At 64.9% G+C, this 23,229-nt stretch carries 20 protein-coding genes; 17 read left to right on the forward strand and 3 right to left on the reverse strand.

The features are described 5' to 3' along the window. The first annotated feature begins 58 nt into the window (after window positions 1-58). The 10 genes from DEM26_RS15755 (at window position 59) to DEM26_RS15800 (ending at window position 12,592) form a co-directional block, all read left to right on the forward strand. Window positions 59-1,330, forward strand: coding sequence for an RsmB/NOP family class I SAM-dependent RNA methyltransferase (locus DEM26_RS15755; RefSeq protein ID WP_088720528.1), 1,272 nt, complete (start codon window positions 59-61; stop codon window positions 1,328-1,330). Window positions 1,331-1,416: 86 nt separating this feature from the next. Further along, window positions 1,417-3,138 carry a heparinase II/III family protein gene (locus DEM26_RS15760; RefSeq protein WP_075776819.1) on the forward strand — a complete coding sequence of 574 codons (1,722 nt, stop codon included), beginning with the start codon at window positions 1,417-1,419 and terminating at the stop codon, window positions 3,136-3,138. A gap of 64 nt (window positions 3,139-3,202) precedes the next feature. After that, the gene (gene purH, locus DEM26_RS15765; RefSeq protein ID WP_109172811.1) at window positions 3,203-4,789 is read left to right on the forward strand and encodes a bifunctional phosphoribosylaminoimidazolecarboxamide formyltransferase/IMP cyclohydrolase; all 1,587 of its coding nucleotides are present in this window, start codon (window positions 3,203-3,205) and stop codon (window positions 4,787-4,789) included. An 84-nt stretch (window positions 4,790-4,873) separates the two neighbouring features. Then, on the forward strand, window positions 4,874-5,353 hold the full coding sequence (gene lspA, locus DEM26_RS15770; protein WP_088736098.1) for a signal peptidase II: 480 nt from the start codon (window positions 4,874-4,876) through the stop codon (window positions 5,351-5,353). Window positions 5,354-5,424: 71 nt separating this feature from the next. Then, complete coding sequence (locus DEM26_RS15775; protein ID WP_075776816.1) at window positions 5,425-5,976, forward strand: DUF3035 domain-containing protein; 552 nt, start codon at window positions 5,425-5,427, stop codon at window positions 5,974-5,976. A gap of 93 nt (window positions 5,977-6,069) precedes the next feature. Further along, the gene (locus DEM26_RS15780; RefSeq protein ID WP_077701340.1) at window positions 6,070-7,452 is read left to right on the forward strand and encodes a M16 family metallopeptidase; all 1,383 of its coding nucleotides are present in this window, start codon (window positions 6,070-6,072) and stop codon (window positions 7,450-7,452) included. Beyond that, a complete protein-coding gene (locus tag DEM26_RS15785; RefSeq protein WP_075776815.1) occupies window positions 7,449-8,774 on the forward strand; it encodes a M16 family metallopeptidase in 1,326 nt (441 codons plus the stop codon). The genes DEM26_RS15780 and DEM26_RS15785 overlap by 4 nt, the downstream gene beginning before the upstream one ends. Before the next feature lie 65 nt (window positions 8,775-8,839). After that, entirely contained in the window at window positions 8,840-10,738 is a 1,899-nt protein-coding gene (gene mutL, locus DEM26_RS15790) for a DNA mismatch repair endonuclease MutL (protein WP_109172812.1), read from the forward strand. Continuing rightward, complete coding sequence (rmuC, locus tag DEM26_RS15795) at window positions 10,735-12,186, forward strand: DNA recombination protein RmuC (protein WP_109172813.1); 1,452 nt, start codon at window positions 10,735-10,737, stop codon at window positions 12,184-12,186. The genes mutL and rmuC overlap by 4 nt, the downstream gene beginning before the upstream one ends. 61 nt (window positions 12,187-12,247) lie before the next feature. After that, the gene (locus tag DEM26_RS15800) at window positions 12,248-12,592 is read left to right on the forward strand and encodes a DUF3775 domain-containing protein (protein WP_075776813.1); all 345 of its coding nucleotides are present in this window, start codon (window positions 12,248-12,250) and stop codon (window positions 12,590-12,592) included. A 112-nt stretch (window positions 12,593-12,704) separates the two neighbouring features. Here the strand turns inward: DEM26_RS15800 and DEM26_RS15805 are convergent, their stop codons facing one another. Continuing rightward, complete coding sequence (locus DEM26_RS15805) at window positions 12,705-13,391, reverse strand: response regulator transcription factor (protein ID WP_075776812.1); 687 nt, start codon at window positions 13,389-13,391, stop codon at window positions 12,705-12,707. Window positions 13,392-13,533: 142 nt separating this feature from the next. Between DEM26_RS15805 and ribA the strand changes: the two genes are divergently transcribed. Together ribA and DEM26_RS15815 are read left to right on the forward strand one after the other, a co-directional pair. Further along, complete coding sequence (gene ribA / locus DEM26_RS15810) at window positions 13,534-14,610, forward strand: GTP cyclohydrolase II (protein ID WP_088725889.1); 1,077 nt, start codon at window positions 13,534-13,536, stop codon at window positions 14,608-14,610. Then, entirely contained in the window at window positions 14,610-15,164 is a 555-nt protein-coding gene (locus tag DEM26_RS15815) for a L,D-transpeptidase family protein (RefSeq protein ID WP_109172814.1), read from the forward strand. The genes ribA and DEM26_RS15815 overlap by 1 nt, the downstream gene beginning before the upstream one ends. Here DEM26_RS15815 and DEM26_RS15820 read toward each other — a convergent pair. Both DEM26_RS15820 and DEM26_RS15825 read right to left on the reverse strand, forming a co-directional pair. Continuing rightward, entirely contained in the window at window positions 15,161-15,814 is a 654-nt protein-coding gene (locus DEM26_RS15820; RefSeq protein ID WP_109172815.1) for a YggS family pyridoxal phosphate-dependent enzyme, read from the reverse strand. The genes DEM26_RS15815 and DEM26_RS15820 overlap by 4 nt on opposite strands. 99 nt (window positions 15,815-15,913) lie before the next feature. Next, the gene (locus DEM26_RS15825) at window positions 15,914-16,921 is read right to left on the reverse strand and encodes a porin (RefSeq protein ID WP_109172816.1); all 1,008 of its coding nucleotides are present in this window, start codon (window positions 16,919-16,921) and stop codon (window positions 15,914-15,916) included. Between the two features lie 350 nt (window positions 16,922-17,271). On the opposite strand from DEM26_RS15825, the gene DEM26_RS15830 reads away from it, so the two are divergent. The 5 genes from DEM26_RS15830 (at window position 17,272) to DEM26_RS15850 (ending at window position 23,215) form a co-directional block, all read left to right on the forward strand. After that, window positions 17,272-17,817 (forward strand): DUF3576 domain-containing protein, encoded by a 546-nt coding sequence (locus DEM26_RS15830; RefSeq protein ID WP_075776807.1) that lies wholly within the window; start codon window positions 17,272-17,274, stop codon window positions 17,815-17,817. A 152-nt stretch (window positions 17,818-17,969) separates the two neighbouring features. Then, window positions 17,970-20,528, forward strand: a complete 2,559-nt coding sequence (leuS, locus tag DEM26_RS15835; protein WP_109172817.1) for a leucine--tRNA ligase — start codon at window positions 17,970-17,972, stop codon at window positions 20,526-20,528. Then, window positions 20,515-21,012 carry an LPS assembly lipoprotein LptE gene (gene lptE / locus DEM26_RS15840; protein ID WP_088723414.1) on the forward strand — a complete coding sequence of 166 codons (498 nt, stop codon included), beginning with the start codon at window positions 20,515-20,517 and terminating at the stop codon, window positions 21,010-21,012. Before leuS ends, lptE begins: the two co-directional genes overlap by 14 nt. Beyond that, a complete protein-coding gene (gene holA, locus DEM26_RS15845) occupies window positions 21,009-22,031 on the forward strand; it encodes a DNA polymerase III subunit delta (RefSeq protein WP_075776804.1) in 1,023 nt (340 codons plus the stop codon). Before lptE ends, holA begins: the two co-directional genes overlap by 4 nt. After that, the gene (locus DEM26_RS15850) at window positions 22,028-23,215 is read left to right on the forward strand and encodes a TIGR03862 family flavoprotein (RefSeq protein ID WP_255415039.1); all 1,188 of its coding nucleotides are present in this window, start codon (window positions 22,028-22,030) and stop codon (window positions 23,213-23,215) included. Before holA ends, DEM26_RS15850 begins: the two co-directional genes overlap by 4 nt. The last annotated feature ends 14 nt before the right edge of the window (window positions 23,216-23,229 follow it).

Raw genomic sequence — 23,229 nt, forward strand, 5'->3', positions numbered from 1 at the left:
GATCGGGGCATGATATAGGCCTGCGCTTAAGCCGCAACAAGCCAGGAAGCCGCAGCCCATGTCCAGACCCGACCCCGCGCGCCGCGCAGCCCTTGGCCTGATCGTGGGCGTTCTCGAGGATCGCGAAAGCCTCTCCGAGCAAATCGGCGCGGAAGCGCTCGACGGGCTGGAGCCTGCGCAACGCGCTCGCGCCCAGCGCCTCGCGACGACGACGCTGCGCCATCTGGGCCGCGCCGACCGGATTCTCAAACCGCATCTGCGCCGTCGCACGCCGACGGACGTGATGGCGATCCTGCGGCTGGCCACGGTCGAGCTGCTGGAGGAAAAGCAAGCCCCGCATGGCGTCGTCGATGCCGCCGTGACGCTGGTGAAATCGGCCGGACCGAAGTTGCAGAGCTTCTCGGGACTGGTGAATGCCGTGCTGCGCAAGGTCTCCGAGGAGGGCGATAAATGGGCCACGACGCCTGCGCCCGAAATGCCGGGCTGGCTGCGCGGGCGCGTCATGTCGTCCTTCGGCAAGAAGGCCGCGCAGGCGATGGAAGTCGCGCATCTGGCCGGTGCGCCGCTCGACCTGAGCGTGAAGGACGATGCCGCAGGATGGGCCGAGACACTGGGCGCGACGCTTCTGCCCACTGGGTCGCTGCGGCTGACCGATCCGGGCAAAGTGTCCGAGCTAGCCGGTTTCGAAGACGGCGCGTGGTGGGTGCAGGATGCCGCCGCCGCGCTGCCCGCGAAGCTGCTCGCTCCGGCATCTGGTGCGCACGTCCTCGACCTTTGTGCAGCACCCGGGGGCAAAACGCTGCAACTCGCCGCGATGGGGGCCGATGTTACCGCGCTCGATATTTCCGAGGCGCGGCTGGAGCGGCTCGCGGAGAACCTCGACCGGACGCAGATGGAGGCCGAGATCGTCGCCGCCGACGCGCTCGAATGGGAGCCGGATGCGCCTTTCGACGCGATCCTGCTCGATGCGCCCTGCTCGGCCACCGGCACGATCCGCCGCCATCCCGACCTGCCCTTCATCAAGGACGGCACCTCGATCAAGCCGCTCTTCGCGCTTCAGGAACAACTCCTCGACCGCGCGCTGCAATGGCTCAAACCCGGCGGCATGCTGGTCTATGCGACCTGCTCGCTTCTGCCCGAAGAGGGTGAGGCGCAGATCAAGGCGGCGCTCACCCGGCATCCGGACCTCACCGTGATCCGCCCCGATCTGCCCGGCGTCGATCCCGCGTGGATCACCGAGGAAGGCGGGCTGCGCCTGCGGCCCGATTTCTGGCCTGATCTCGGGGGGATGGACGGATTCTACATGGCGCGACTGCAACGCTCTGCGTGAACTGGCACCGCAGGCGGTGACAGCGCGCCTGCCTCCCAGTAACGTGACCGCATTCCCCGACAGAAGGGCATGCAAGCGGCGACGGAATGGGCAAGGACAGAACCCGATCATCGGCAAAATTCGGCATGGCGCTGAACCGGCTCGCTGCTGCGCGCGCGGGCCGTGCGCAAACCGTGACCGGCTTCGTCAGCCAGCCGGAACCGCGCACGATCGGCTCTTATGCCAAGGGGCGGCAACTCGTTCAGGGCAATTTCCTGTTCGCCGGCTTCCTGATCGAAGGCCCGGGGGTCAACATCTGGGATCTGCCGATGCCTGACCCCGCGTTCGAGGATGCGCTTCACGGTTGCGGTTGGCTGGACGATCTCGCCGCGCTGGGCACCCGCGAGGCCCGGATCCGTGCGCAGGATTGGGTCTTCGGCTGGATCGACCGCTTCGGCGACGGCAAAGGGCCGGGCTGGACGCCCGATCTGACCGGGCGCCGCCTGATCCGCTGGATCAACCACGCGGTCCTGCTTCTGAACGGGCGCGAGCGCGTGGATGCCGACCGCTTCTTCCACGCCTTGGGCAAGCAGACGATCTTCCTTTCGAAGCGCTGGTCCGGCGCGGTGCAGGGGCTGCCCCGGTTCGAGGCGCTGACCGGTCTCGTCTATGCGGGACTTGCGCTGACCGGGATGGAGCGGCACGCCGCCCCCGCGCTCGAGGCGCTGTCGCGCGATTGCGCGCAGGAAATCGACGCGGAGGGCGGGATCGCCAGCCGGAACCCCGAGGAACTGCTCGAGATCCTGACGCTTCTCAACTGGGCAGCCGAGGCATTGGAAACGGCGGGGCGCACGCCGCCGGGTCCGCTCCTCGATGCGATCGCTCGGATTGCGCCCACCCTACGCGCACTGCGCCACTCCGATGGGGCGCTGGCGCGGTTTCACGGCGGCGGACGCGGCCCCGAAGGACGTCTCGACGCAGCGCTTTCGGCGACCGGCATCCGCAGCGTGCGGCGCGAACCGATCGCGATGGGCTATGTGCGAATGCAGGGGGGGCGCGGCTCTCTCATCATCGACGCGGCGCGACCTCCGCAGGGCGAGGCCTCGGCCAATGCCCATGCGTCGACGCTGGCCTTCGAGCTGACCTCCGGTCGTCGCCCGCTGATCGTCAATTGCGGCTCGGGCGCGCAGTTCGGCGCGGATTGGCACCGGGCGGGCCGGGCCACCGCCAGCCATTCGACCCTCTCGATCCGCGGCTATTCCTCGTCGCGCCTCGGCCCCGAGCGCCTCTTCGGACGGGCACCGCGCGCCTTTCTCGACAAGACGCCGAAAAACGTCTGGTTCAAGCCCGACGACCTGTCCGAGACCGGGATGATCTTCGGCCATGACGGCTATGCCGAGACCCACGGCATGTCGCATATCCGCGAGCTGGACCTCTCCGTCGACGGGCGCGAATTGCGCGGGCGCGACACGCTGGGCGCGATGACGCCTCAGGATATCGAGCGCTTCGACCAGATCTTCGAGCGTGAAGGCCTGCGCGGCATTCCCTTCGACATCCGCTTTCACCTGCATCCCGATTGCGACGCGGCACTCGATCTCGGTGGCACCGCCGTTTCGGTCGCGCTGCGCACCGGGGAAATCTGGATTTTCCGCCATGACGGGGTCGCCGATCTGGCATTGGAACCCTCGGTTTACCTGGAAAAAGGGCGCATTCGCCCGCGTCCTGCACAACAGATCGTGCTTTCCAGCAAGGTTCTGGACCGGGCCTGCCAGATTGGCTGGACCTTTTCGCAAGCACGCGATAACCCCTCGGCCATCGACGCGCCCTGACCTTGGGGCAAATCCCCCAAGGATGGCCGGGCGCCCCTGACCTGAGCCTTGCGAGGAGCTGCCCGTGACCCGCCCGATCCCCCTGACCCGTGCGCTGATTTCCGTTTCCGACAAGACCGGACTGGTCGAATTCGCCCAAGCGCTTGCTGCGCGCGGTGTGGAACTGCTATCCACCGGCGGCACCGCCAAAACCCTGCGCGAAGCTGGCCTCAGCGTGCGCGACGTGGCCGATCTGACGGGCTTCCCGGAGATGATGGACGGTCGCGTTAAGACGCTCCACCCGAAAGTGCATGGCGGCCTGCTGGCGCTGCGCGACAACGAAGAACACCTCGCCGCGATGGAAGCGCATCAGATCGAGGCGATCGACCTGCTGGTGGTGAACCTCTACCCGTTCGAGGAAACCGTGGCGAAAGGCGCCGATTACGACACCTGCATCGAGAACATTGATATCGGCGGCCCGGCGATGATCCGGGCTGCGGCGAAGAACCACGCGTTTGTCTCGACCGTCGTGGATGTCGAAGATTACGCCGCCGTGCTGGAAGAGCTCGACGCGAATGATGGCGCGACCTCCTACCCGTTCCGCCAGCGCCTCGCCCAGATCGCCTATGCGCGCACCGCGGCCTATGATGCCGCCGTCTCGACCTGGATGGCCGGCGCCATCGGCGAGCAGACCCCGCGCCGCCGCGCTTTCGCGGGTACGCTCGCCCAAACGCTGCGCTATGGCGAAAACCCGCACCAGTCGGCGGCCTTCTACCTCGACGGTACGAACCGGCCCGGCGTCGCGACCGCGAAGCAGCTGCAGGGCAAGGAACTGAGCTACAACAACATCAACGACACCGATGCCGCCTACGAGCTGGTCTCGGAATTCGGCACCGAGAAGCCCGCCGTCGCGATCATCAAGCATGCCAATCCCTGCGGTGTGGCGACCGGCGAGACCGTGATCGAGGCCTATAAGCGAGCCTTCGACTGCGATCGCACCTCGGCCTTCGGCGGCATCATCGCGCTGAACCAGACGCTCGACGCGGCAACCGCCGAAGAGATCACCAAGATTTTCTCCGAAGTCATCATTGCGCCCTCGGTGGACGAGGCGGCGAAAGAGGTTATCGCGAAGAAGAAGAATGTGCGCCTTCTCGAAACCGGTGGCCTGCCCGACATCACCGCACCGATCACGACCTATCGTCAGGTCGCGGGCGGTTTCCTCGTACAGGACAAGGACAACGGCGTGATCTCGCTGGACGATCTGAAAGTGGTGACCGAGCGCCAGCCCTCCGAGCAGGAGCTGAAAGACCTTCTGTTCGCGTGGAAAGTCGCGAAACACGTCAAGTCGAACGCGATCATCTACGTCAAGGACGGCGCGACCGTCGGCGTGGGCGCAGGCCAGATGAGCCGCGTCGACTCGACCCGGATCGCGGCGCGCAAAGCGGAAGACATGATGGAAGCCGCTGGTCTGAGCGTGACTCCCACCAAGGGGTCAGTCGTGGCCTCGGACGCCTTCTTCCCCTTCGCCGACGGCCTGATCACCGCGGCTGAGGCAGGCGCCACCGCGATCATCCAGCCCGGCGGCTCGATGCGCGATCAGGAAGTGATCGACGCGGCGAACGAGCGTGGTCTCGCGATGGTCTTCACCGGAATGCGCCATTTCCGCCACTGATCCGCCCGTATCTTTGCGTAGCCCGGTGGATGCCGGGCTGCACCTTCTGGCATGAAGACGTGACGAGAAACAAACGAGGGCCAGATGCGGCTAGCAGCGAAAGTGACAGCGGGCGTCCTGCTCCTCGACCAGGTGTCGAAATATATCGTGGTGCAGGGGATGCATCTCGACCAGCGCGGCGCGATCGACGTGGTGCCGCCCTACCTCAACTTTCGCATGGCATGGAATCGCGGCGTCAATTTCGGCCTGTTCTCCGGCGAAACCGACTGGATGCGCTGGGTGCTGATTGTCGTCGCGCTGGTGATTTCGCTCTGGGTCTGGGTCTGGATCGCGCGTGAGCCGCATTCGCGCCGGGTGAATATCTCGGCCGGGCTGCTGGTCGGTGGCGCGCTCGGAAACGTCGTCGACCGGCTCGTTTACGGCGCGGTGGCGGATTTTCTCAACATGTCGCTACCGGGTTGGGAGAACCCCTATTCTTTCAACGTGGCAGATGTGGCGATTTTCCTCGGCGCTGTCGGTCTGGTGCTGTTCACCGGCAAGGACCATCGCCCCAACGAAGGCTAGCCTGTTTTTCGCAGGTGACGACGCTCCAATGTTGCGTTAAGACGGGGGCGGAACTGGCAAGGGAGTGGTTCATGCAGGCGAAGATCGGCACGCTCGGACTCGCGTTTACAGCGGTACTGACGCTGGCTGCCTGCGGCAATTCCCGCGACCCCAGCCTGATGAATCTGCGATCTTCGCACCAAGGCCCGGACGAATTCGGCGTAATTCCGACGAAGCCGTTGGAGATGCCGGAGAATCTGGATGCCCTGCCGCCGCCCACGCCGGGCGGCGCGAACATCACCGATCCCACGCCCGAAGCTGATGCCGTCGCCGCCCTTGGTGGCAATCCGCGCCGCCTCGATCGGAACGGCCAGGTGCCGACGTCGGATCGGGCGCTCGTCTCCGCGGCTTCGCGTTACGGCAGCCAGGCGGGCATCCGCCAGACCCTCGCCGCCGAAGATTACCAGTGGCGCAAGGATCACGACGGTCGCCTGCTCGAACGTCTGTTCCAGGTTTCGGTCTACTACAAAGCCTACAAGCCGATGGAGCTCGACCAGTCGGCAGAGCTCGAGCGCTGGCGCCGTCTCGGCGTCGTCACCCCGGGCGCCCCGCCCTCGGGTGAAGCGCAGCAAGCGGTCAAGTAATCCGGAAAATCATCACGAGAACGTCACCGGCGTTTGCACGCGAAGCGAGAGTGCTTATCTTCGCCGAAACTGTGTCTTGTGAGGAGTTGGGCATTGCGTGCATTCCTGTTCGCCCTGCTGACATTGGCAGGTCTGAGCCCGGCGGTGGCCGGTGACGTCTCTACTTTCGAGTTGGAAAACGGCCTGAAAGGCGTCGTGATCGAAGATCACCGCGCGCCCGTCGTGGTCCATATGGTCTGGTACAAAGCCGGATCGGCCGACGAGAAGCGCGGCAAATCCGGCATCGCGCATTACCTTGAACACCTGATGTTCAAGGGCACCGACACCATGGCCCCCGGCGAGCTGTCGAAGACGGTCGCCGCCAATGGCGGTTCGGACAACGCCTTCACCAGCTTCGATTACACCGCCTATTTCCAGCGCATCGCCGCGGACCGACTGCCGCTGGTGATGAAGATGGAAGCGGACCGGATGCGCAATCTGCGTATCTCGCCCGACGACGCGAAGACCGAGCTGCAGGTGATCCTGGAAGAGCGTGCGCAGCGTACCGATTCCAACCCGCAGGCGCTGTTCAACGAACAGGAGCGCGCCGCCCAGTTCCTCAACTCGCCCTATGGCACGCCGGTCATCGGCTGGCGCAAGGAAATGGAAGGCCTGACCCGGCAGGACGCGCTCAAGTGGTATCACGAATATTACGCGCCCAATAACGCGGTACTCGTGGTCGCGGGCGATGTGAAGCCCGACGAGGTGAAGGCGCTCGCCGAGAAGTATTACGGCAAGCTGAAACCGACCGAGGACCTGTCGCCCCGCGCCCGCCCGCAAGAGCCGCCGCAACGCGCCGCGCGCCACCTGACCTTCGAGGACGCCCGCGTCGCCCAGCCCTATCTGGTCCGCACCTATCTCGCCCCCGAGCGCAATCCGGGCGATCAGAAGCGCGCGGCCGCCCTGACCGTTCTGTCGGAGATTCTCGGTGGCAATCAGGCGACCTCCGTACTTGGCCGAAAGCTGATCTACGGCGACGGCACCGCGATCTACGCGTCGAGCTATTATGACGGCATGTCGATCGACCCGACGACGTTCAACCTCTCGGTCATGCCTGCCAAGGATGTGAGCCTCCCCGAGGCCGAAAAGGCGCTCGACAAGGCGCTGGCGCAATTTCTGAAGGAAGGCATCGACCCGGAGCAATTTGCCCGCATCAAGACGCAGGTGAAGGCCTCCGAGATCTATTCGCGCGACAACACGCAGGGCCTCGCACGGCGCTATGGCGAAGCACTGGCCTCGGGCTTCACGGTGAAGGATGTCGAGGACTGGCCGGACGTTCTGATGTCGGTGACCGAGGAGGACGTGATGGCCGCGGCCCGCGATCTGTTCCAGAACAAGTCCTCGGTGACGGGCTATGCCAAGCGTCCCGATGACGCCCCCGCCGAGACTGCGGCCCCCGCCGCGCCGCCCGTGACCGCGCAGGAGATCACGCAATGATCCATACCCGTTTCCCGATCACCGCGCGCCTCGTGATGGCGTCGCTCTTCGCCTTCGTGCTGGCGCTGCCCGCCCGTGCGATCGACATTCAGCAGGTCACCTCGCCCGGCGGCATCAAGGCGTGGCTGGTGGAGAACCACGACATCCCCTTCACCGCGCTCGACATCGCCTTCCGGGGCGGGGCGAGCCTCGATGCCAAAGGCAAGCGCGGCGCGATCAACCTGATGACCGCCACGCTCGAAGAAGGCGCGGGAGAGAAGAACTCGCAGCAATTCGCCGAGGCCGAGGAAGCACTGGCCGCACAGTTCGGCTTCGATGTGGGCGACGACTCGCTCGACATCTCGGCCCGGATGCTGACCGAGAACCGCGACAAATCCGTCGATCTTCTGCGCGAGGCGCTGGTCAATCCGCGTTTCGATCAAAGCGCAATCGAACGCGTGCGCCAGCAGGTGCTCGCCGTGATCGCGTCGAGCAAACAGGACCCGAACGACATCGCGGGCGAGAAATTCCGCGAGATCACCTATGGCGATCATCCCTATGGTAGCTCGCTCAACGGCACCACCGAGAGCGTGAAGGGCCTGACGCGCGAGGACCTGTTCGAGGCCAAGGACCGTGTGATGACCCGCGATCACATGGTGGTCTCCGCAGTGGGCGACATCACCCCGGAAGAACTCGGGCCGATGCTCGACAAGCTGCTGGGCGATCTGCCCGCCAAGGGCGCCGACATGCCACCCCCCGCGGATCCGAGCTTCAAGGGCGGCGTGACCACGGTCGATTTCGACAGCCCGCAATCGGTGGTGATGTTCGGCCAGAAGGGGATCGGGCTGAAAGACCCCGATTTCTTCGCGGCCTATGTCCTCAACCAGATCCTCGGCGCGGGCGGGTTCTCGTCGCGCCTGATGGACGAGGTGCGCGAGAAACGCGGCCTGACCTATGGCATCGCCTCCTATATCGTCGACAAGGATCTGGCGAAGACTTGGCAGGGCAGCTTTGCCTCCGCCAATGAGAAGGTCGCAGAGGCGATCTCGGTCGTGAAAGAACAGTGGAAGAAAGCGGCGACCGGCAAGGTCACCGACAAGGAGCTGGAGGACGCCAAGACCTACCTCACCGGTGCCTATCCGCTGCGTTTCGACGGCAATGGCACGATCGCGGGCATTCTCACGGGGATGCAGCTCAACGACATGGCGCCGAGCTATATCGACACCCGCAACGACAAGGTGAACGCGGTCACGAAGGAGGATATCCAGCGCGTGGCCAAGCGCATCCTGAACCCCGACAACCTCACCTTCGTGGTCGTCGGACGCCCGCAGGGCCTGAACTGATTTCGCTGGGGATAGCTGGCGCGAATCTCTTTAGATGAGCGCCGCGCCATGCTATCCCTAGTGGAATGAACCAGCACAACCGCAATATCGGCGCGTCTGAGCGTCCCGTGATCCGGCAGCTCGATGACGCTGCGGCAAACCGCATCGCGGCAGGCGAAGTGGTCGAACGTCCGGCATCGGCGGTGAAGGAGCTGGTGGAGAACGCACTGGATGCAGGCGCCTCGCGGGTCGCGGTGGAATATTGCGATGGCGGCAAGACGCTGATCCGCGTGACCGATGACGGCTGCGGGATGACCGCCGAGGATCTGCCGCTGGCGCTCTCGCGCCATGCCACCTCGAAGATCGACGGCTCGGATCTTCTGAACATCCACACTTTCGGCTTTCGCGGCGAGGCGCTGCCCTCGCTCGGCGCGGTCGGACGGCTGACGATCACCTCGCGTGTCGATGGTCTCGACGCCTTCCAGATCAGCGTGGCGGGCGGCCAGATCGGGCCGGTGAAACCGGCGGCGCTAAACCGGGGCACCGTGGTCGAACTGCGCGACCTGTTCTTCGCCACGCCCGCACGTCTGAAATTCATGCGCACCGACCGGGCCGAGGCGCAGGCGATCGCCGATGTGATGAAACGGCTGGCGATGGCGGAGCCCTATGTCAGCTTCACCCTCACCGATGTGTCCAACGGCAAATCGCGCGAGATTTTCCGCGCCGATGGCGAGCAGGGCGAATTGTTCGACGCGCTGTCCGAGCGTCTGGCCCGGGTGATCGGGCGGGCCTTTTCGGACAACGCGGTGAAGATCGACGCCGAGCGCGAAGATATCCGTCTGACCGGTTATGCCGCGCTGCCCACCTATTCGCGCGGCGCGGCGGTGGAGCAGTTCCTCTTCGTCAATGGTCGCCCGGTCCGCGACAAGCAGCTGACCGGGGCGCTGCGCGCGGCCTACATGGATTTCCTCAGCCGCGAGCGTCACCCCGCCGCCTGCCTGTTCCTGACCTGCGAGCCCGAGCGCGTCGACGTCAACGTCCACCCCGCAAAGGCCGAGGTCCGCTTCCGCGAGGCCGCGACCGTGCGCGGGCTGATCGTGACGGGGCTGCGCCATGCGCTGGCGCAAGCGGGGCATCGGGCGTCCTCTACCGTCTCGGATGCGACTCTCGGCGCGATGCGCCCCGAACCGACCGCCGATCAGCCGCCGCGCATTTACCAGATGGATCGCCCGAGCCTTGGCGCGATGCGGTCGTCCTACTCCGCGCAGGCGCCGCTGCCCGATCCGGCCTATCAGCCCCCATCCTACCCGCAGCCATCCTTCCAGGAGGTCCCTGCGCCCAGCTTCAACTATGCGCCCTCGGCGCGGGCCGAGGCCCCGGCCCCCGCAGAGCCCGCGCTGACCGAAAAGCCCTTGGGGGCTGCCCGCGCGCAGGTGCATGAGAATTACATCATCGCCCAGACCGAGCGCGGCATCGTCATCGTCGATCAGCACGCGGCGCATGAGCGGCTGGTCTATGAGAAGCTGAAGGGCCAGATGGCCGAGAACGGCGTGCCCGCGCAGGCGCTATTGATCCCCGAGATTGTGGAGCTTTCCCAAGGCGACGCCGCGCTGCTCCTGGAACATGCCGACGCGCTTTCCCACCTTGGGCTGACCATCGAACCCTTCGGCGGCAGCGCGATTGCGGTGCGCGAGACCCCTGCCGTTCTGGGCGAAATCAATGCCGAGGGGCTGCTGCGCGACGTGCTCGACGAGCTGTCCGATCTGGGCGACAGCCAGTTGGTGCAGGCCAAGATCGAAGCGGTACTCAGCCGCATGGCGTGCCACGGCTCGATCCGCTCGGGCCGCCAGATGCGCGCCGACGAGATGAACGCGCTGCTGCGCCAGATGGAGGCCACCTCCCATTCCGGCCAATGCAACCATGGACGTCCGACATATGTCGAACTGAAGCTCAGCGATATTGAAAGACTGTTTGGCCGCACATGATCCAGCTCGGTTCCCTCACGCTCGACCTCAACGATCCCGTGGTTCAGGCTCTGATCGGCGCAGTCGTCGTCGCGCTGACCTTCGCCGGGCTGTGGCTGTCTGCGCGCAAGCGCGCGGCGGAACTGGATGCCGATCTGGCCGAGGCCGAACCTTATCGCGAAGAGGCCCAGAACCTGCGCGAGGCGCTCGCTGCCTCTGAAGCTGCGGCAGAACGTCTGCACGAGGTCGAGGCCACGCTGGAGCGTACGCGAAACGCGCTCAACGACGAATACCGGGCGCGCGTTGCCAAGTCCGAGGCTTATGAGAGCCTGCAGCGCGAACATGCGGCGCGCCTCGAAGAATTGCGCGGCATGAAGAAGGAGATCGAGGATCGGTTCTCCTCGGTCGCCTCCGGCGTGCTGCAGAAGAACTCCGAGGCTTTCCTGTCGCTCGTCTCGGAACGGTTCAAGACCCATGAGAAGACCGCGCAGGAGGAACTCGACCGCCGCCGCGACGCGATCGAGCATCTGGTGAAGCCGCTCAACACCCGGCTCAACGAATTTGGCGAGCAGATTCAGTCGATCGAGAAGGCCCGCAACGAGGCTTACGGCGCGATCCATGCGCAGGTGAAGACGCTGGCCCAAGGGCAAGCGCATCTGGGGCAGGAGACCCGCAAGCTTGTGCAGGCGCTGCGGGCGCCGAAGACGCGGGGGCGGTGGGGCGAAATGCAGCTGCGGCAGGTCTTCGAGATGGCGGGGATGTCCGAGAACGTGGATTTCCACCTTGAGCAGCATTTCCAGACCGATGCAGGCGCGCGCCGCCCCGATGCGATCGTGCATATCCCCGGCGGCAAGAGCATCGTGATCGACGCCAAGACCCCGCTCGAGGCTTATCTCGATGCGCTGGAGGCGGAGACCCCGGAACTGCAGAACGCGGCCATCACCCGCCACGCGCAGCAGGTGCGTCAGCATGTGAAGCTGCTGTCCTCGAAATCCTATCAGGACCAGCTGCACGAGACGCCCGATTTCGTCGTCATGTTCATCCCCGGCGAGACCTTCGTGGCCGCCGCCGCCGAGGCCGATCCGGGCCTTATCGAATACGCGTTCGAGAACAAGGTGCTGATCGCCTCGCCGACGACGCTGATGGCGCTGGTGAAAGCCATCGCCTATGGCTGGCAGCAGGAGAAGATGGCCCGCAACGCCATTGAAGTGCAGAAGACCGCCAAGGATCTCTACGAGCGGATCAAGACCTTCGGCGGCCATGTCGAATCCGTCGGCAAGGCGCTGACCCGCTCGGTCGAGAGCTACAACAAGGCGGTGGGCTCGCTGGAAAGCCGCGTGCTGCCTTCCGCCCGCCGCTTCGAACAGATGGGCGTCGTGCCCGATGGCGGCACGCTGGAGACGCCCGCGCTGGTCGACAGCCATCCGCGCGCGGTCTCCGCCCCGGCGCTCGTGCAAGAGGAAGACTGACACCTATTGCCGCTTGCGCAAAAGAGGGCGGAGGCGCAAACTCAAGCCTCAGGAGGGATACATGCTCACCATCAGCCCCGCCAAAATCGCCCATGTCATCATCCGCGCCCGCAAGTTCGACGCGGGCGTGCCCGGCTCCGGCCAAGCCCGTGAGCTGCGTGCCTTCATCGCCGCGCTGAACGAGGATGAGCAAGCAGGTCTGACTGCGGTGATGTGGGTCGGGCGCGACACTTATGACGCGTCGGAACTGGATGAGGCGATCGCCACCGCCAAGGCCGAGGCCACCGCGCCCACCGAAGATTACCTGCTGGGCAATCCGATGCTGGCCGATCATCTCGAAGACGGGCTGAATGCGCTTGGTATCTCGCTCGAAGAGGCCGAGGAAGACATCTACCCCACGGTCTGAGCCGCGCATCCCAAGCGCCGGACAAGGAAAAGGCGGCCCCCGCAGGAGCCGCCTTCCTCATTTCCAACCTTGGCGCGCGTCACGCAGCCCATGCCGCGCGAAACGCTTCAGTTCAGGCCACCAGTCGGTAGCCGCCCGATTCCGTCACCAGCAGGCGTGCATTCGAGGGATCGGGCTCGATCTTCTGACGCAGGCGATAGATATGCGTCTCAAGCGTGTGGGTGGTGACACCCGCATTATAGCCCCAGACCTCGTGCAGCAGCACGTCGCGCGGCACCACGCCGTCGGTCGCGCGATAGAGGAACTTGAGAATATTGGTTTCCTTCTCGGTCAGACGCACCTTGCGGTCCTTGTCGTCGACCAGCATCTTCATCGCGGGCTTGAACGTATACGGGCCGAGCTGGAATACGGCGTCTTCGGACTGTTCATGGGTGCGAAGCTGGGCGCGCAGACGGGCCAGAAGCACCGGGAACTTGAAAGGCTTGGTGACGTAGTCGTTGGCGCCGGAGTCGAGGCCGAGGATCGTATCGGCGTCGGTGTCATGCCCGGTGAGCATCACGATCGGACATTTCACACCGCTTTTGCGCAGCTTCTTGCACAGTTCACGGCCATCGGTGTCGGGAAGGCCCACATCCAGAACGACGAGGTCGTAAAGCGTCGATTTCGCCTTATCTACCGCTTCGTGACCATTGCTGGCCTCGAACACCTCGAAATCATCGGTCGCGACGAGCTGCTCGGCGAGCGCCTCGCGCAGATCGTTGTCATCGTCAACCAAAAGGACCTTCTTCAATGATGCCATGTCCTGAGCCTCCATTTGCGTTTGACGAATAGCTGTTGCCCTTTCACAGCGATGGCAAGGGTGGTGAAACCTATCTCACGCTGACGTGTCGAATCACCGGCAGATATTTCAATTTGTTACAGTCGAGGCTATCTCAGAGCGCATGACCGGTACCTATTCCCTCGGGCCGAGCCCGGCTGAACGACTGAATCGCGCCCGCGCCGATCTGCGCATGGGGCTGCCCGTCTTGCTGTCAGATCACCTCGCGGTGGCGGTCGAAACGCTCTCGCCCGAGCGGCTAGCGGCGTTGCGCGCGCTGGGGCCGTTGACGCTGGTGCTGACCGCGCGCCGGGCCGAGACGCTAAAAGCCCGGGTCTATGACGCCGATATCGCCCGGATCGAAGTACCTGCAGACGCCGATCTGCTCTGGCTGCGCGCGCTCGCCGATCCGGCAGACGATCTGCGCGTGCCGATGAAAGGCCCGCTCAAGGCCCTTCGCGGCGGCGATGCGGATCTCTCCCGTGCCGCTATCCGGCTGGCAAAGTCCGCTCAGCTTCTGCCCGCAGCGCTGATGGTCGCAGCGCCCGACCCCACGCCGACGGATCTGACCTGCATCACCGCCGAAGAGGCGCTCGCCGCTGCCGACATCCCGCAGGCTTTCGCCCCGGTCTCTGCCGCGCGCGTGCCGATGCGCGCCGCCGAAGCGGGGCGCCTGCATATCTTCCGCCCCGACAATGGCGCCGAGGAGCATTACGCGATCGAGATCGGTCGCCCCGATCGCTCGAAACCGGTTCTCGCACGGCTGCATTCGGCCTGTTTCACCGGCGACGTTCTGGGCTCTCTGAAATGCGATTGCGGCCCGCAGCTGGACGCGGCGCTGACGCTGATGGGCCATGAGGGCGCGGGCATCCTGCTCTATCTCAATCAGGAGGGGCGCGGGATCGGGCTTGCCAACAAGATGCGCGCCTATTCGCTGCAAGATCAGGGATTCGACACGGTGGAGGCGAACCACCGCCTCGGCTTCGAGGATGACGAGCGCGATTTCCGGATCGGCGCGGCGCTGCTGCGCAAGCTCGGGTTTTCGCAGGTGCGGCTGCTGACCAACAACCCCGCCAAGGTTGCGATGCTGGAGGCCAACGGCATCGACGTGACCGAGCGCGTGCCGCTGAAGGTCGGCATGAGCCGCCATAACGAAAACTACCTCGCCACCAAGGCGGCGAAATCGGGGCATATCCTGTGATGCACCTGACGCCCACCGGCCTGCTGTTTCGCGGCCGCCGTTTCCCGGTCGAGATCGGCCGCGGCGGCATCACCGGCAGCAAGCAGGAGGGCGACGGCGCGACCCCCTCGGGGCGGCTGCATATCCTGCGGATGTTTTACCGCGCGGATCGAATCTTAGCGCCTCAGGACTGGGCCGAACCGATCGGGCCGCGCGATCTGTGGTGCGACGCCTCCGGGGATTCGGCTTATAACCAATTGGTTCGCGCCCCCTACCCCGCCTCGCATGAAGCGATGCGGCGCGCCGATCCGCTTTACGACATCGTACTGGTCACCGATTGGAACTATCCGCAGGCGCAGGCGGGCAAAGGCTCGGCCATCTTCCTGCATCAGCGCCGCCGCGCGGGCTACCCTACCGCAGGCTGCCTCGCCTTCCGCCGGGACCACCTGATCTGGATCGCGCGGCATGTTGCACCGGGCGAACCGCTCGACATTCCAATTCGGCTTGGAGGAAATATCCTCCGGGGGTCCGGGGGCGGAAAGCCCCCGGCGCTCGACGCCCGGGACAAAGCTTAGGAATAGTCGCGCGCGCCGAAGATTGCCGAACCCACGCGCACATGGGTTGCGCCCGCCGCGATCGCTTTCTCGAAATCCGAGCTCATCCCCATCGAGAGACCGTCGAGCCCGTTGCGCCCGGCCATCTCGGCCAGCATCGCGAAATGCGGCGCAGGGTCTTCGGATTCGGGCGGGATGCACATCAGCCCGACGACCGGAAGATCCTTCGCCCGCATGTCCGCGACGAAAGCGTCGACATCATCGGGCAGCACGCCCGCTTTTTGTGGCTCCTCGCCAGTATTGACCTGAATGAAAAGATCGGGAGAAGCCCCGCGCGCCTGCGCTAGATTGGCCAGCTTCTTGCCCAGCGAGGGCCGGTCGAGCGTGTGAATCGCCTCGAACAGCTCCACCGCCAGCTTCGCCTTGTTCGACTGCAGCGGCCCGATCATGTGGACTTCGCAGCCGGGAAATTCCTCGCGCCAGGCGGGCCATTTGCCTTGCGCTTCCTGCACGTAGTTTTCGCCGAACAGCCGATGGCCTTCGCGCAGAACCGCCTCGACTCGCTCTGCGGGCTGAACTTTCGACACGGCGATCAGCTTCACCGATCCCGCGTCGCGCCCTGCCTCGTCTTCCGCTTTCGCAATCCGCGCCTGAATCTCGCTCAGTCCCATCTGGCCCTCCCTCGTCAGCGCGCCCAAGAAACACCGAAGGGCCCAAAAAGAAAAGAGCGGGCGCAAGGCCCGCTCTTCCCATCGTTCTGTCCCGAAGGATTAGAACGAGAACTTCACGCCGAGGTCAGCAACCATGTCCGAACCCGAGAGGTCGTTGTCAGCAACGCCGCCCTTGATCGAAGCGCCGCCGCCGAGGTCGTACTCAGCGCCGAGGCCGTACCAGGTCACGTCCATGTTGGCGTTGTTGTCTTCGATGTGCTGAACGTAGCCACCGACGGTGGTCGCGCCGAAGACCGACGAAGCACCGATGCCGTACCAGTCAGCGTCCAGGTCTTTGCCGATGTGAGCAACACCAGCTTTGACCGAGGTGTTGCCGAACTGAGCGACACCAGCGAGGGTGATCATGTCAGCTTTGCCGCTGAAGCCCGCCGCGGTCCAGGTAGCACCGGTACCGTCGAGGTATTCGTAGCCGAGACCAACGGTGTAGTTGCCGAAGGTGTAAGCACCAGCGACAGCGTACTCTTGGTTCTCGGAGACCGAGCCAGCTTTGCCGTCCGACATCGAGGCTGCGACCGAGAACGCACCGAAGGTACCAGTGTACAGCAGGTTCGGGCCGGTGTTCGCAACAGCGATCCCGGTTGCCGTGGTGCCGGTACCGGTGATCGGAGTGATCGACGAACCAACATTGCCGCCGTTGTCACCGGTCAGGTACAGGATGTCGTTCGAGAAACCAGTGCCCGAACCGGGGATGGTGTTTTGCGAGGACAGGTCGGTGTAGCCAACTTCGTAGAAGTCGCCGAACAGAGCTTCCGAAGCGCCGACAACGTCGCCCATCGAGAGCTTGCCGAATGCGCCGGAGATGTAGACGGAGCCAGCGGTGCCAGCAGCGCCGCCGCCAGCGTTGTCAGCCCGGATCGAGCCACCGAATTCCAGACCACCGTCGGTGGTGCCCGAAGCGGTGAACGAGACGCGGACACGGCTCGAGAAGTTCCAGTCGGAGCCGTTGTACACGACACCCATGCGGCCGTCGCCGCCAACCGAGACCTCAGCGGCAGCGATGCCAGCCGAGAACACGAGCGCGGTCGTCGCGAAGAGAACCTTTTTCATCGTTTTCCCTCATTGTCTTACAGGTAACCCCCAACCTGGGGAATCCGAAGTTGGGTATGACGGTGTTTTCTCTCCCCACCCCTTTTATTGCAACTCAAAGCGCCCGCCCCGGTCGAATAGGGCGTTTGATGGTGCAGACATGTCACAGTAACGTCAGCCCGCCCTTGCAGCCTTTCCTTGCCATCGCCTCGCGAGAGCCCTCATGTGCGTGTATAGCGGCACAAGACCCGCGAATGGCAGCGGGCCGATCGGGCGAATTCCGGGGCGAAAAGGGAAAAACCTTGTCGGGCTTGGGGCCATGGGCTAGAGAAAAGGCAACCAATGACGCAGGCCGACGGGGACAGCTTCGCATGACTTCCAGAACCCTTTTGAAACGCACGGCAATTCTGGGCCTGTGCCTCGCGCTCGCAGGCTGCGGCAAGGGTATCTCGAGCGGCAACATCTTCTCGGGTAGCGGTGGCACCCCCGCGCAGCGCGATGCCAATCAGCTCGACCACCTGTCCGGCTCCAACGAGGCCGTAATCGACGGGCCCTCGCGCCGGGTTCAGAAAAAATCCACCGTTTGGGACCTCTTCAGCGGCAAGGGCGATCCGAACATCACCGTCGAGGTGAACAAGTATCTCTGGCAGGCTTCGCTCGAAGTGCTCGACTTCCTGCCGATTCAAGAGGTTGACCCCTTCTCCGGCGTCATCGTGACCGGCTACGGCACCCCGCCGGGCGGCGGTCGCGCCTACAAAGCCACTGTTTACGTCACCGATCCGGCGCTCGATGCGCGCTCGCTGAAAGTGTCGATCCGCACCCGGGGCGGAGCAGTTTCCGCCGATACGCAGCGCGCCGTGGAGAACGCGATTCTCACCCGCGCACGTCAGCTGCGGGTCCGCGACTCACAACTCTGATCCCGAAAGTCGACCGCAGGACGCATTCAGATCCCCGCCCGAGCCAGCCTCCGGCGGGGATATTTCTGTCCAAATGAGCGCGGCGGCTGGACCTCGCCCCCAAGGCCAGTGTAGCAAGCTCGCGCAGAATTCGACGTGATGAGGGGCCCGACATGGCACGCTACGAACCGAGCCAGAGCGAGACGAAATGGCAAGAGGCCTGGAACAAGGCGGATCTCTTCGCCGCGCGCCGTGATCCGGCCAAGCCGAAATATTACGTCCTCGAGATGTTCCCCTACCCGTCGGGCCGCATCCATATGGGCCATGTGCGCAACTACACGATGGGCGACGTCGTCGCGCGCTACAAGATGGCGAAGGGCTTTTCCGTGCTGCATCCGATGGGCTGGGATGCTTTCGGGATGCCCGCCGAGAACGCCGCGATGGACAATGGCGGTCACCCGAAGGACTGGACCTACGGCAATATCGCCGTAATGAAGGACCAGATGAAGCCGCTGGGCCTCTCGATCGACTGGTCGCGCGAATTCGCGACCTGCGACCCGGACTATTACGGCCAACAGCAGGCGATGTTCATCGACATGCTCGAGGCCGGTCTCGTCTATCGCAAGAACGCGGTGGTGAACTGGGACCCGGTCGACATGACCGTGCTTGCCAATGAACAGGTGATCGACGGCAAGGGCTGGCGCTCTGGCGCCGAGGTCGAACGCCGCGAGCTGACGCAGTGGTTCTTCAAGATTTCCGACTATGCCGAAGAACTGCTCGACGCGCTCGACAACCTGAAAGACTGGCCCGAGAAGGTGCGCCTGATGCAGGCAAACTGGATCGGGAAATCGCGCGGCCTGCAATTCGCCTTCTCGACCGTCGATGCGCCGGAAGGTTTCGACCGGCTGGAGGTCTACACGACCCGCCCCGACACGCTGCGCGGTGCTAGCTTTGCGGCGATCTCGCCCGATCACCCGCTCGCCAAGCATCTGGAACGCCACGATCCCAAGGTCGCGGAATTCGTCGCGAAATGCCGTGCAGGCGGCACGACGGAAGAAGCCATCGAGACTGCCGAGAAGCTCGGGATGGATACCGGCATCAAGGTCCGCCACCCGCTCGACACGAGCTGGGAACTGCCGGTCTATATCGCGAACTTCATCCTGATGGATTACGGCACCGGCGCGATCTTCGGCTGCCCGGCGCATGACGCGCGCGACTTCGAATTCGCGACGAAATACAAGCTGCCGATCACGCCCGTTTTCGAGCCGCTCGAGGGCGACTATTCCGACGCCGAATACGTCCCGCTGAAATCGGAAAAAGTCCGCTATATCCGAGGCTTCGCAGGCGACGAAGTGCAGACCGGCGAAGAGGGCGTAGCAGCCGCGATCGCCTTCTGCGAGGAAAACGGCATCGGTCAGGGCGTGACCAAGTTCCGCCTGCGCGACTGGGGCCTGAGCCGCCAGCGCTACTGGGGCTGCCCGATTCCGGTCGTGCATTGCGAGACCTGCGGCGTGGTGCCGGAGAAGAAGGAAAACCTGCCCGTCGAGCTGCCTTACGACGAGGACGGCCAGAAGATCGACTTCTCGATCCCTGGCAACCCGCTCGACCGTCATCCCAGCTGGCGCGACTGCACCTGCCCGAATTGCGGCGGGCCGGGTCAGCGCGAGACCGATACGATGGATACCTTCGTCGATTCGAGCTGGTATTACGCGCGCTTCACCTCGCCCGGTGCCGCCACGCCGACCGATCCGGCCGAGGCCGAGTATTGGATGAACGTCGATCAATATATCGGCGGCATCGAGCATGCGATTCTGCACCTGCTCTATTCGCGCTTCTATGCCCGCGCGATGCACAAGACCGGCCACCTGCCAGCGAAAGCGATCGAGCCGTTCGATGCGCTCTTCACACAAGGCATGGTGACGCACGAGATCTACCTCACGCGCGACGCCAAGAATCGCCCCGTCTACCACCTCCCCGAAGAGGTCGAGGACGGCAAGCTGAAGGCGACCGGCGAAGCGGTCGAGACGATCCCCTCGGCCAAGATGTCGAAATCGAAGAAGAACGTCGTCGATCCGATGAACATCATCGCCGAGTTCGGGGCCGATACCGCCCGCTTCTTCGTGATGTCCGACAGCCCGCCCGAGCGGGACGTAGAGTGGACCGCCGCTGGCGCCGAAGCCACGTCGAAATTCCTCGCCCGCGTGCACCGCATTGCCGACGATATCGCCAATTCGGATGCGCCCGCGAACGAGGCCGAGGATACGGCGCTGCTTAAGGCCACCCACAAGGCGATCGACGAGGTCACCAAATCGATCGAGGGCTTCACCTTCAACAAGGCGGTCGCGACGCTCTACGGCCTGACCAACACGATGTCGAAATCGAAGGCCGGGGCCGAGACCAAGCGCGAAGCGATGAAGCTGATGGCGCAGCTGATGGCGCCGATGGTCCCGCACCTCGCCGAAGAGGTCTGGTCGATGCTGGGCGGCGAAGGTTTCGTGATCGCAGCCCCTTGGCCAGAGGCGGACCCGGCCCTGCTAGTCGAGGATTCGGTGACGCTGCCGATCCAGATCAACGGCAAGCGCCGCGCCGAGATTTCGGTGCCCAAGGACATGCCGAAGGAAGAGGTTGAAAAGCTGGTTCTGGCCGACGAAGCTGTGGTCAAGGCGCTGGCCGGTGGCCAGCCCAAGAAGCTGATCGTTGTGCCGGGGCGGATCGTCAATGTGGTCATCTGACAGACGCGGATTTCTGGGGCTCGCGGGGGCCGCTGGCCTGCTCGCGGGCTGCGGCTTCACCCCGGCCTACGGGCCTCAGGGCGGGGCTGCGAAACTGCTCGAAGGGGTCGAACCGGCTGCGCCCACGACGCGCGACGCCTTCGCCCTCGTTCAGCAGCTGAATGCCCGGCTCGGCCCGTCGCAGGCCACCCGCTACCGGCTCGATTACAAGATCGACACCGAGGCGGTCGGTCAGGGCATCTCGCCCGACAACGCGACCACGCGCTACCAGTTGAACGGCACTGTGGATTACACGCTGCGCGATGCGGCCGATAACGCCGTACTGCTGACCGGACGCGTCACCTCCTTCACCTCGTGGTCCGCGACCGGCACCGTGGTCGCCTCACAGGCCGCGCAGGAAGACGCGCATCGCCGTCTGATGGTGATCCTTGCCGATCAGATCGTGACGCGCCTGCTGTCCCAAGCACCGAGCCTTCCGGAATGAAACTGACCGGCGTAGCAGCGACCCGCTATTTCGCCAAACCCGAGCCAGAGCGCACCGGCCTGCTGATCTTCGGGGGCGATGCGATGCGCGTGGCCCTCCGCCGTCAGGAAGTCATCGCCGCATTGATTGGCGCAAAGGGCGAAGAGGAGATGCGCCTGAGCCGGATCGCGGGCGGCGATCTGCGCAAGCAACCCTCGCTGCTGCTCGATGCGATCAAGGAGGTCGGCTTCTTCCCTGGCCCGCGCGTGGCCTTCGTCGAAGACGCGACCGACGCAGTAGCCGATGCAGTGAAAAACGCGCTCGACGCATGGCGCGAAGGCGATGCGCAGATCGTGATCACCGCAGGCTCGCTCGCCGCGAAATCGAAGCTGCGCAAAGCTTTCGAGGGTCACAACAACGCCTATTCTGTAGGGATTTACGACGACCCGCCGAGCCGCGAGGAAATCGAGGATATCCTGCGCCGCGCCGGGCTGCGCGACATCTCGAACGACGCGATGACCGATCTCGTGGCGCTGTCTCGCGCGCTCGATCCGGGCGATTTCCGCCAGACCGTCGAGAAGATCGCGCTCTACAAATTCGGTGACACTACGCCGCTTGCCCCTGCCGATGTGGCTGCCTGCGCGCCGTCTTCGGTCGAGGCAGGCGTCGATGACGTGCTCTCCATCGTGGCCGAGGGCCGCGCGCCCGAGCTTGGTCCGGTTATGCGGCGGCTGGAAAGCCAAGGGGTGCAACCCGTGCAGCTCGCCATCGCCGCGATGCGCCATTTCCGCGCGCTGCATGCCGCGGCCTCCGACCCGCAAGGCCCCGGTGCAGGCATCGCCCGGATGCGTCCGCCGATCTTCGGCCCGCGCCGCGACCGGATGCAGCGGCAGGCGCAAAGCTGGGGCATGTTCAAGCTGGAGACCGCGCTGAAGGAACTGGTCGAGACCGACCTGACCCTGCGCTCCGCCAGCCGCGCGCCGCAGATGGCGGTGATGGAGCGCGCGCTGATGCGGCTCGCGATGCTGGCCCGGCGGTGAGCGCGGCGGCGAAATCCGCGCTCGTCATCGGTGGCGGCCCGGCGGGACTGATGGCAGCCGAGGAACTGGCGCGGGCCGGTGTCGCCGTGACATTGGCAGAGGCCAAGCCGACGCTCGCGCGCAAATTCCTGATGGCGGGAAAGTCCGGGCTGAACCTGACCAAGGATGAGCCGCTCGACGTCTTCCTGTCCCATTATTCCCACCCGCAGATCGCCGCGATCACGCGCGCGTTCGGCCCCGAGGCGACGCAGAGTTTCGCCCGCGATCTGGGTATCGAGCTGTTCACCGGCTCCACCGGTCGGGTCTTCCCGACAGTGATGAAAGCCTCGCCGATGCTGCGCGCCTGGATCGCGCGGCTCGAATCTCTCGGCGTCACGATCCACACCCGCTGGCGCTGGCAGGGCTTCGACGGCGACGCGCTGATCTTCGACACGCCCGAGGGGCGCCAGAGCCTGAGCCCCGATGCCACGATTCTCGCGCTTGGCGGCGCAAGCTGGCCGCGGCTTGGCTCGGATGCGGCATGGGCGCCTTGGCTGAGCGCGAAAGGCGTAAAGATCGCCCCCTTTGCCCCCGCCAACATGGGGTTCGAGATCGACTGGTCAGCGCATATGGCAAACCAGCTCGGCCAGCCCGTGAAAGGTGCCGCGCTGATCACGCCGACCCAGCGCACGCGCGGGGAATTCGTGATCTCGGAGCGTGGCCTTGAGGGCGGCGGCATCTATGAACTTTCCGCCGAATTGCGCGAAGGCGCGCCGCTGAGCCTCGATCTCGCCCCGGATCAAAGCGCCGAAGACCTTGCCGCACGGCTTGCGAAGATCCCGCCCAAACAGAGCCTTACGAACCGCCTGCGCAAAGGCGCGAAGCTGGACCCGGTGAAACTCGCGCTCGCTCTGGAATGGGGACGCCCGCTACCCAAGGACCCGACGCAACTTGCGACAACGCTCAAATCCTTGCCCGTGCCTCTCGGCGCGCCGCGCCCGATCGCCGAGGCGATCTCCAGCGCGGGCGGCATCGCGTGGGACAGCCTCACCGACGATCTGGAACTGACCGCCCTGCCCGGCCTCTACGCAGCGGGCGAAATGCTCGACTGGGAGGCCCCGACGGGCGGCTATCTGCTGACCGCCTGCCTCGCCTCCGGCCGCCATGCCGGACGCGCCGCGGTCCAACGGCTCGCTTCTTCTTGATAGAAAATCCCGGG

It is taken from the genome of Thioclava sp. NG1 (assembly GCF_003122275.1).
GTDB classification, from domain to species: domain Bacteria; phylum Pseudomonadota; class Alphaproteobacteria; order Rhodobacterales; family Rhodobacteraceae; genus Thioclava; species Thioclava nitratireducens.

Bases quoted from the DNA above. Each gene is read 5' to 3' on its own strand.
- DEM26_RS15755 (WP_088720528.1), top strand. From the start codon at position 59: ATGTCCAGACCCGACCCCGCGCGCCGCGCAGCCCTTGGCCTGATCGTG.
- DEM26_RS15760 (WP_075776819.1), top strand. From the start codon at position 1,417: ATGGGCAAGGACAGAACCCGATCATCGGCAAAATTCGGCATGGCGCTG.
- lspA (WP_088736098.1), top strand. From the start codon at position 4,874: ATGCGGCTAGCAGCGAAAGTGACAGCGGGCGTCCTGCTCCTCGACCAG.
- DEM26_RS15775 (WP_075776816.1), top strand. From the start codon at position 5,425: ATGCAGGCGAAGATCGGCACGCTCGGACTCGCGTTTACAGCGGTACTG.
- DEM26_RS15785 (WP_075776815.1), top strand. From the start codon at position 7,449: ATGATCCATACCCGTTTCCCGATCACCGCGCGCCTCGTGATGGCGTCG.
- mutL (WP_109172812.1), top strand. From the start codon at position 8,840: ATGAACCAGCACAACCGCAATATCGGCGCGTCTGAGCGTCCCGTGATC.
- rmuC (WP_109172813.1), top strand. From the start codon at position 10,735: ATGATCCAGCTCGGTTCCCTCACGCTCGACCTCAACGATCCCGTGGTT.
- DEM26_RS15800 (WP_075776813.1), top strand. From the start codon at position 12,248: ATGCTCACCATCAGCCCCGCCAAAATCGCCCATGTCATCATCCGCGCC.
- DEM26_RS15805 (WP_075776812.1), bottom strand. From the start codon at position 13,391: ATGGCATCATTGAAGAAGGTCCTTTTGGTTGACGATGACAACGATCTG.
- ribA (WP_088725889.1), top strand. From the start codon at position 13,534: ATGACCGGTACCTATTCCCTCGGGCCGAGCCCGGCTGAACGACTGAAT.
- DEM26_RS15815 (WP_109172814.1), top strand. From the start codon at position 14,610: ATGCACCTGACGCCCACCGGCCTGCTGTTTCGCGGCCGCCGTTTCCCG.
- DEM26_RS15820 (WP_109172815.1), bottom strand. From the start codon at position 15,814: ATGGGACTGAGCGAGATTCAGGCGCGGATTGCGAAAGCGGAAGACGAG.
- DEM26_RS15825 (WP_109172816.1), bottom strand. From the start codon at position 16,921: ATGAAAAAGGTTCTCTTCGCGACGACCGCGCTCGTGTTCTCGGCTGGC.
- DEM26_RS15830 (WP_075776807.1), top strand. From the start codon at position 17,272: ATGACTTCCAGAACCCTTTTGAAACGCACGGCAATTCTGGGCCTGTGC.
- leuS (WP_109172817.1), top strand. From the start codon at position 17,970: ATGGCACGCTACGAACCGAGCCAGAGCGAGACGAAATGGCAAGAGGCC.
- lptE (WP_088723414.1), top strand. From the start codon at position 20,515: ATGTGGTCATCTGACAGACGCGGATTTCTGGGGCTCGCGGGGGCCGCT.
- holA (WP_075776804.1), top strand. From the start codon at position 21,009: ATGAAACTGACCGGCGTAGCAGCGACCCGCTATTTCGCCAAACCCGAG.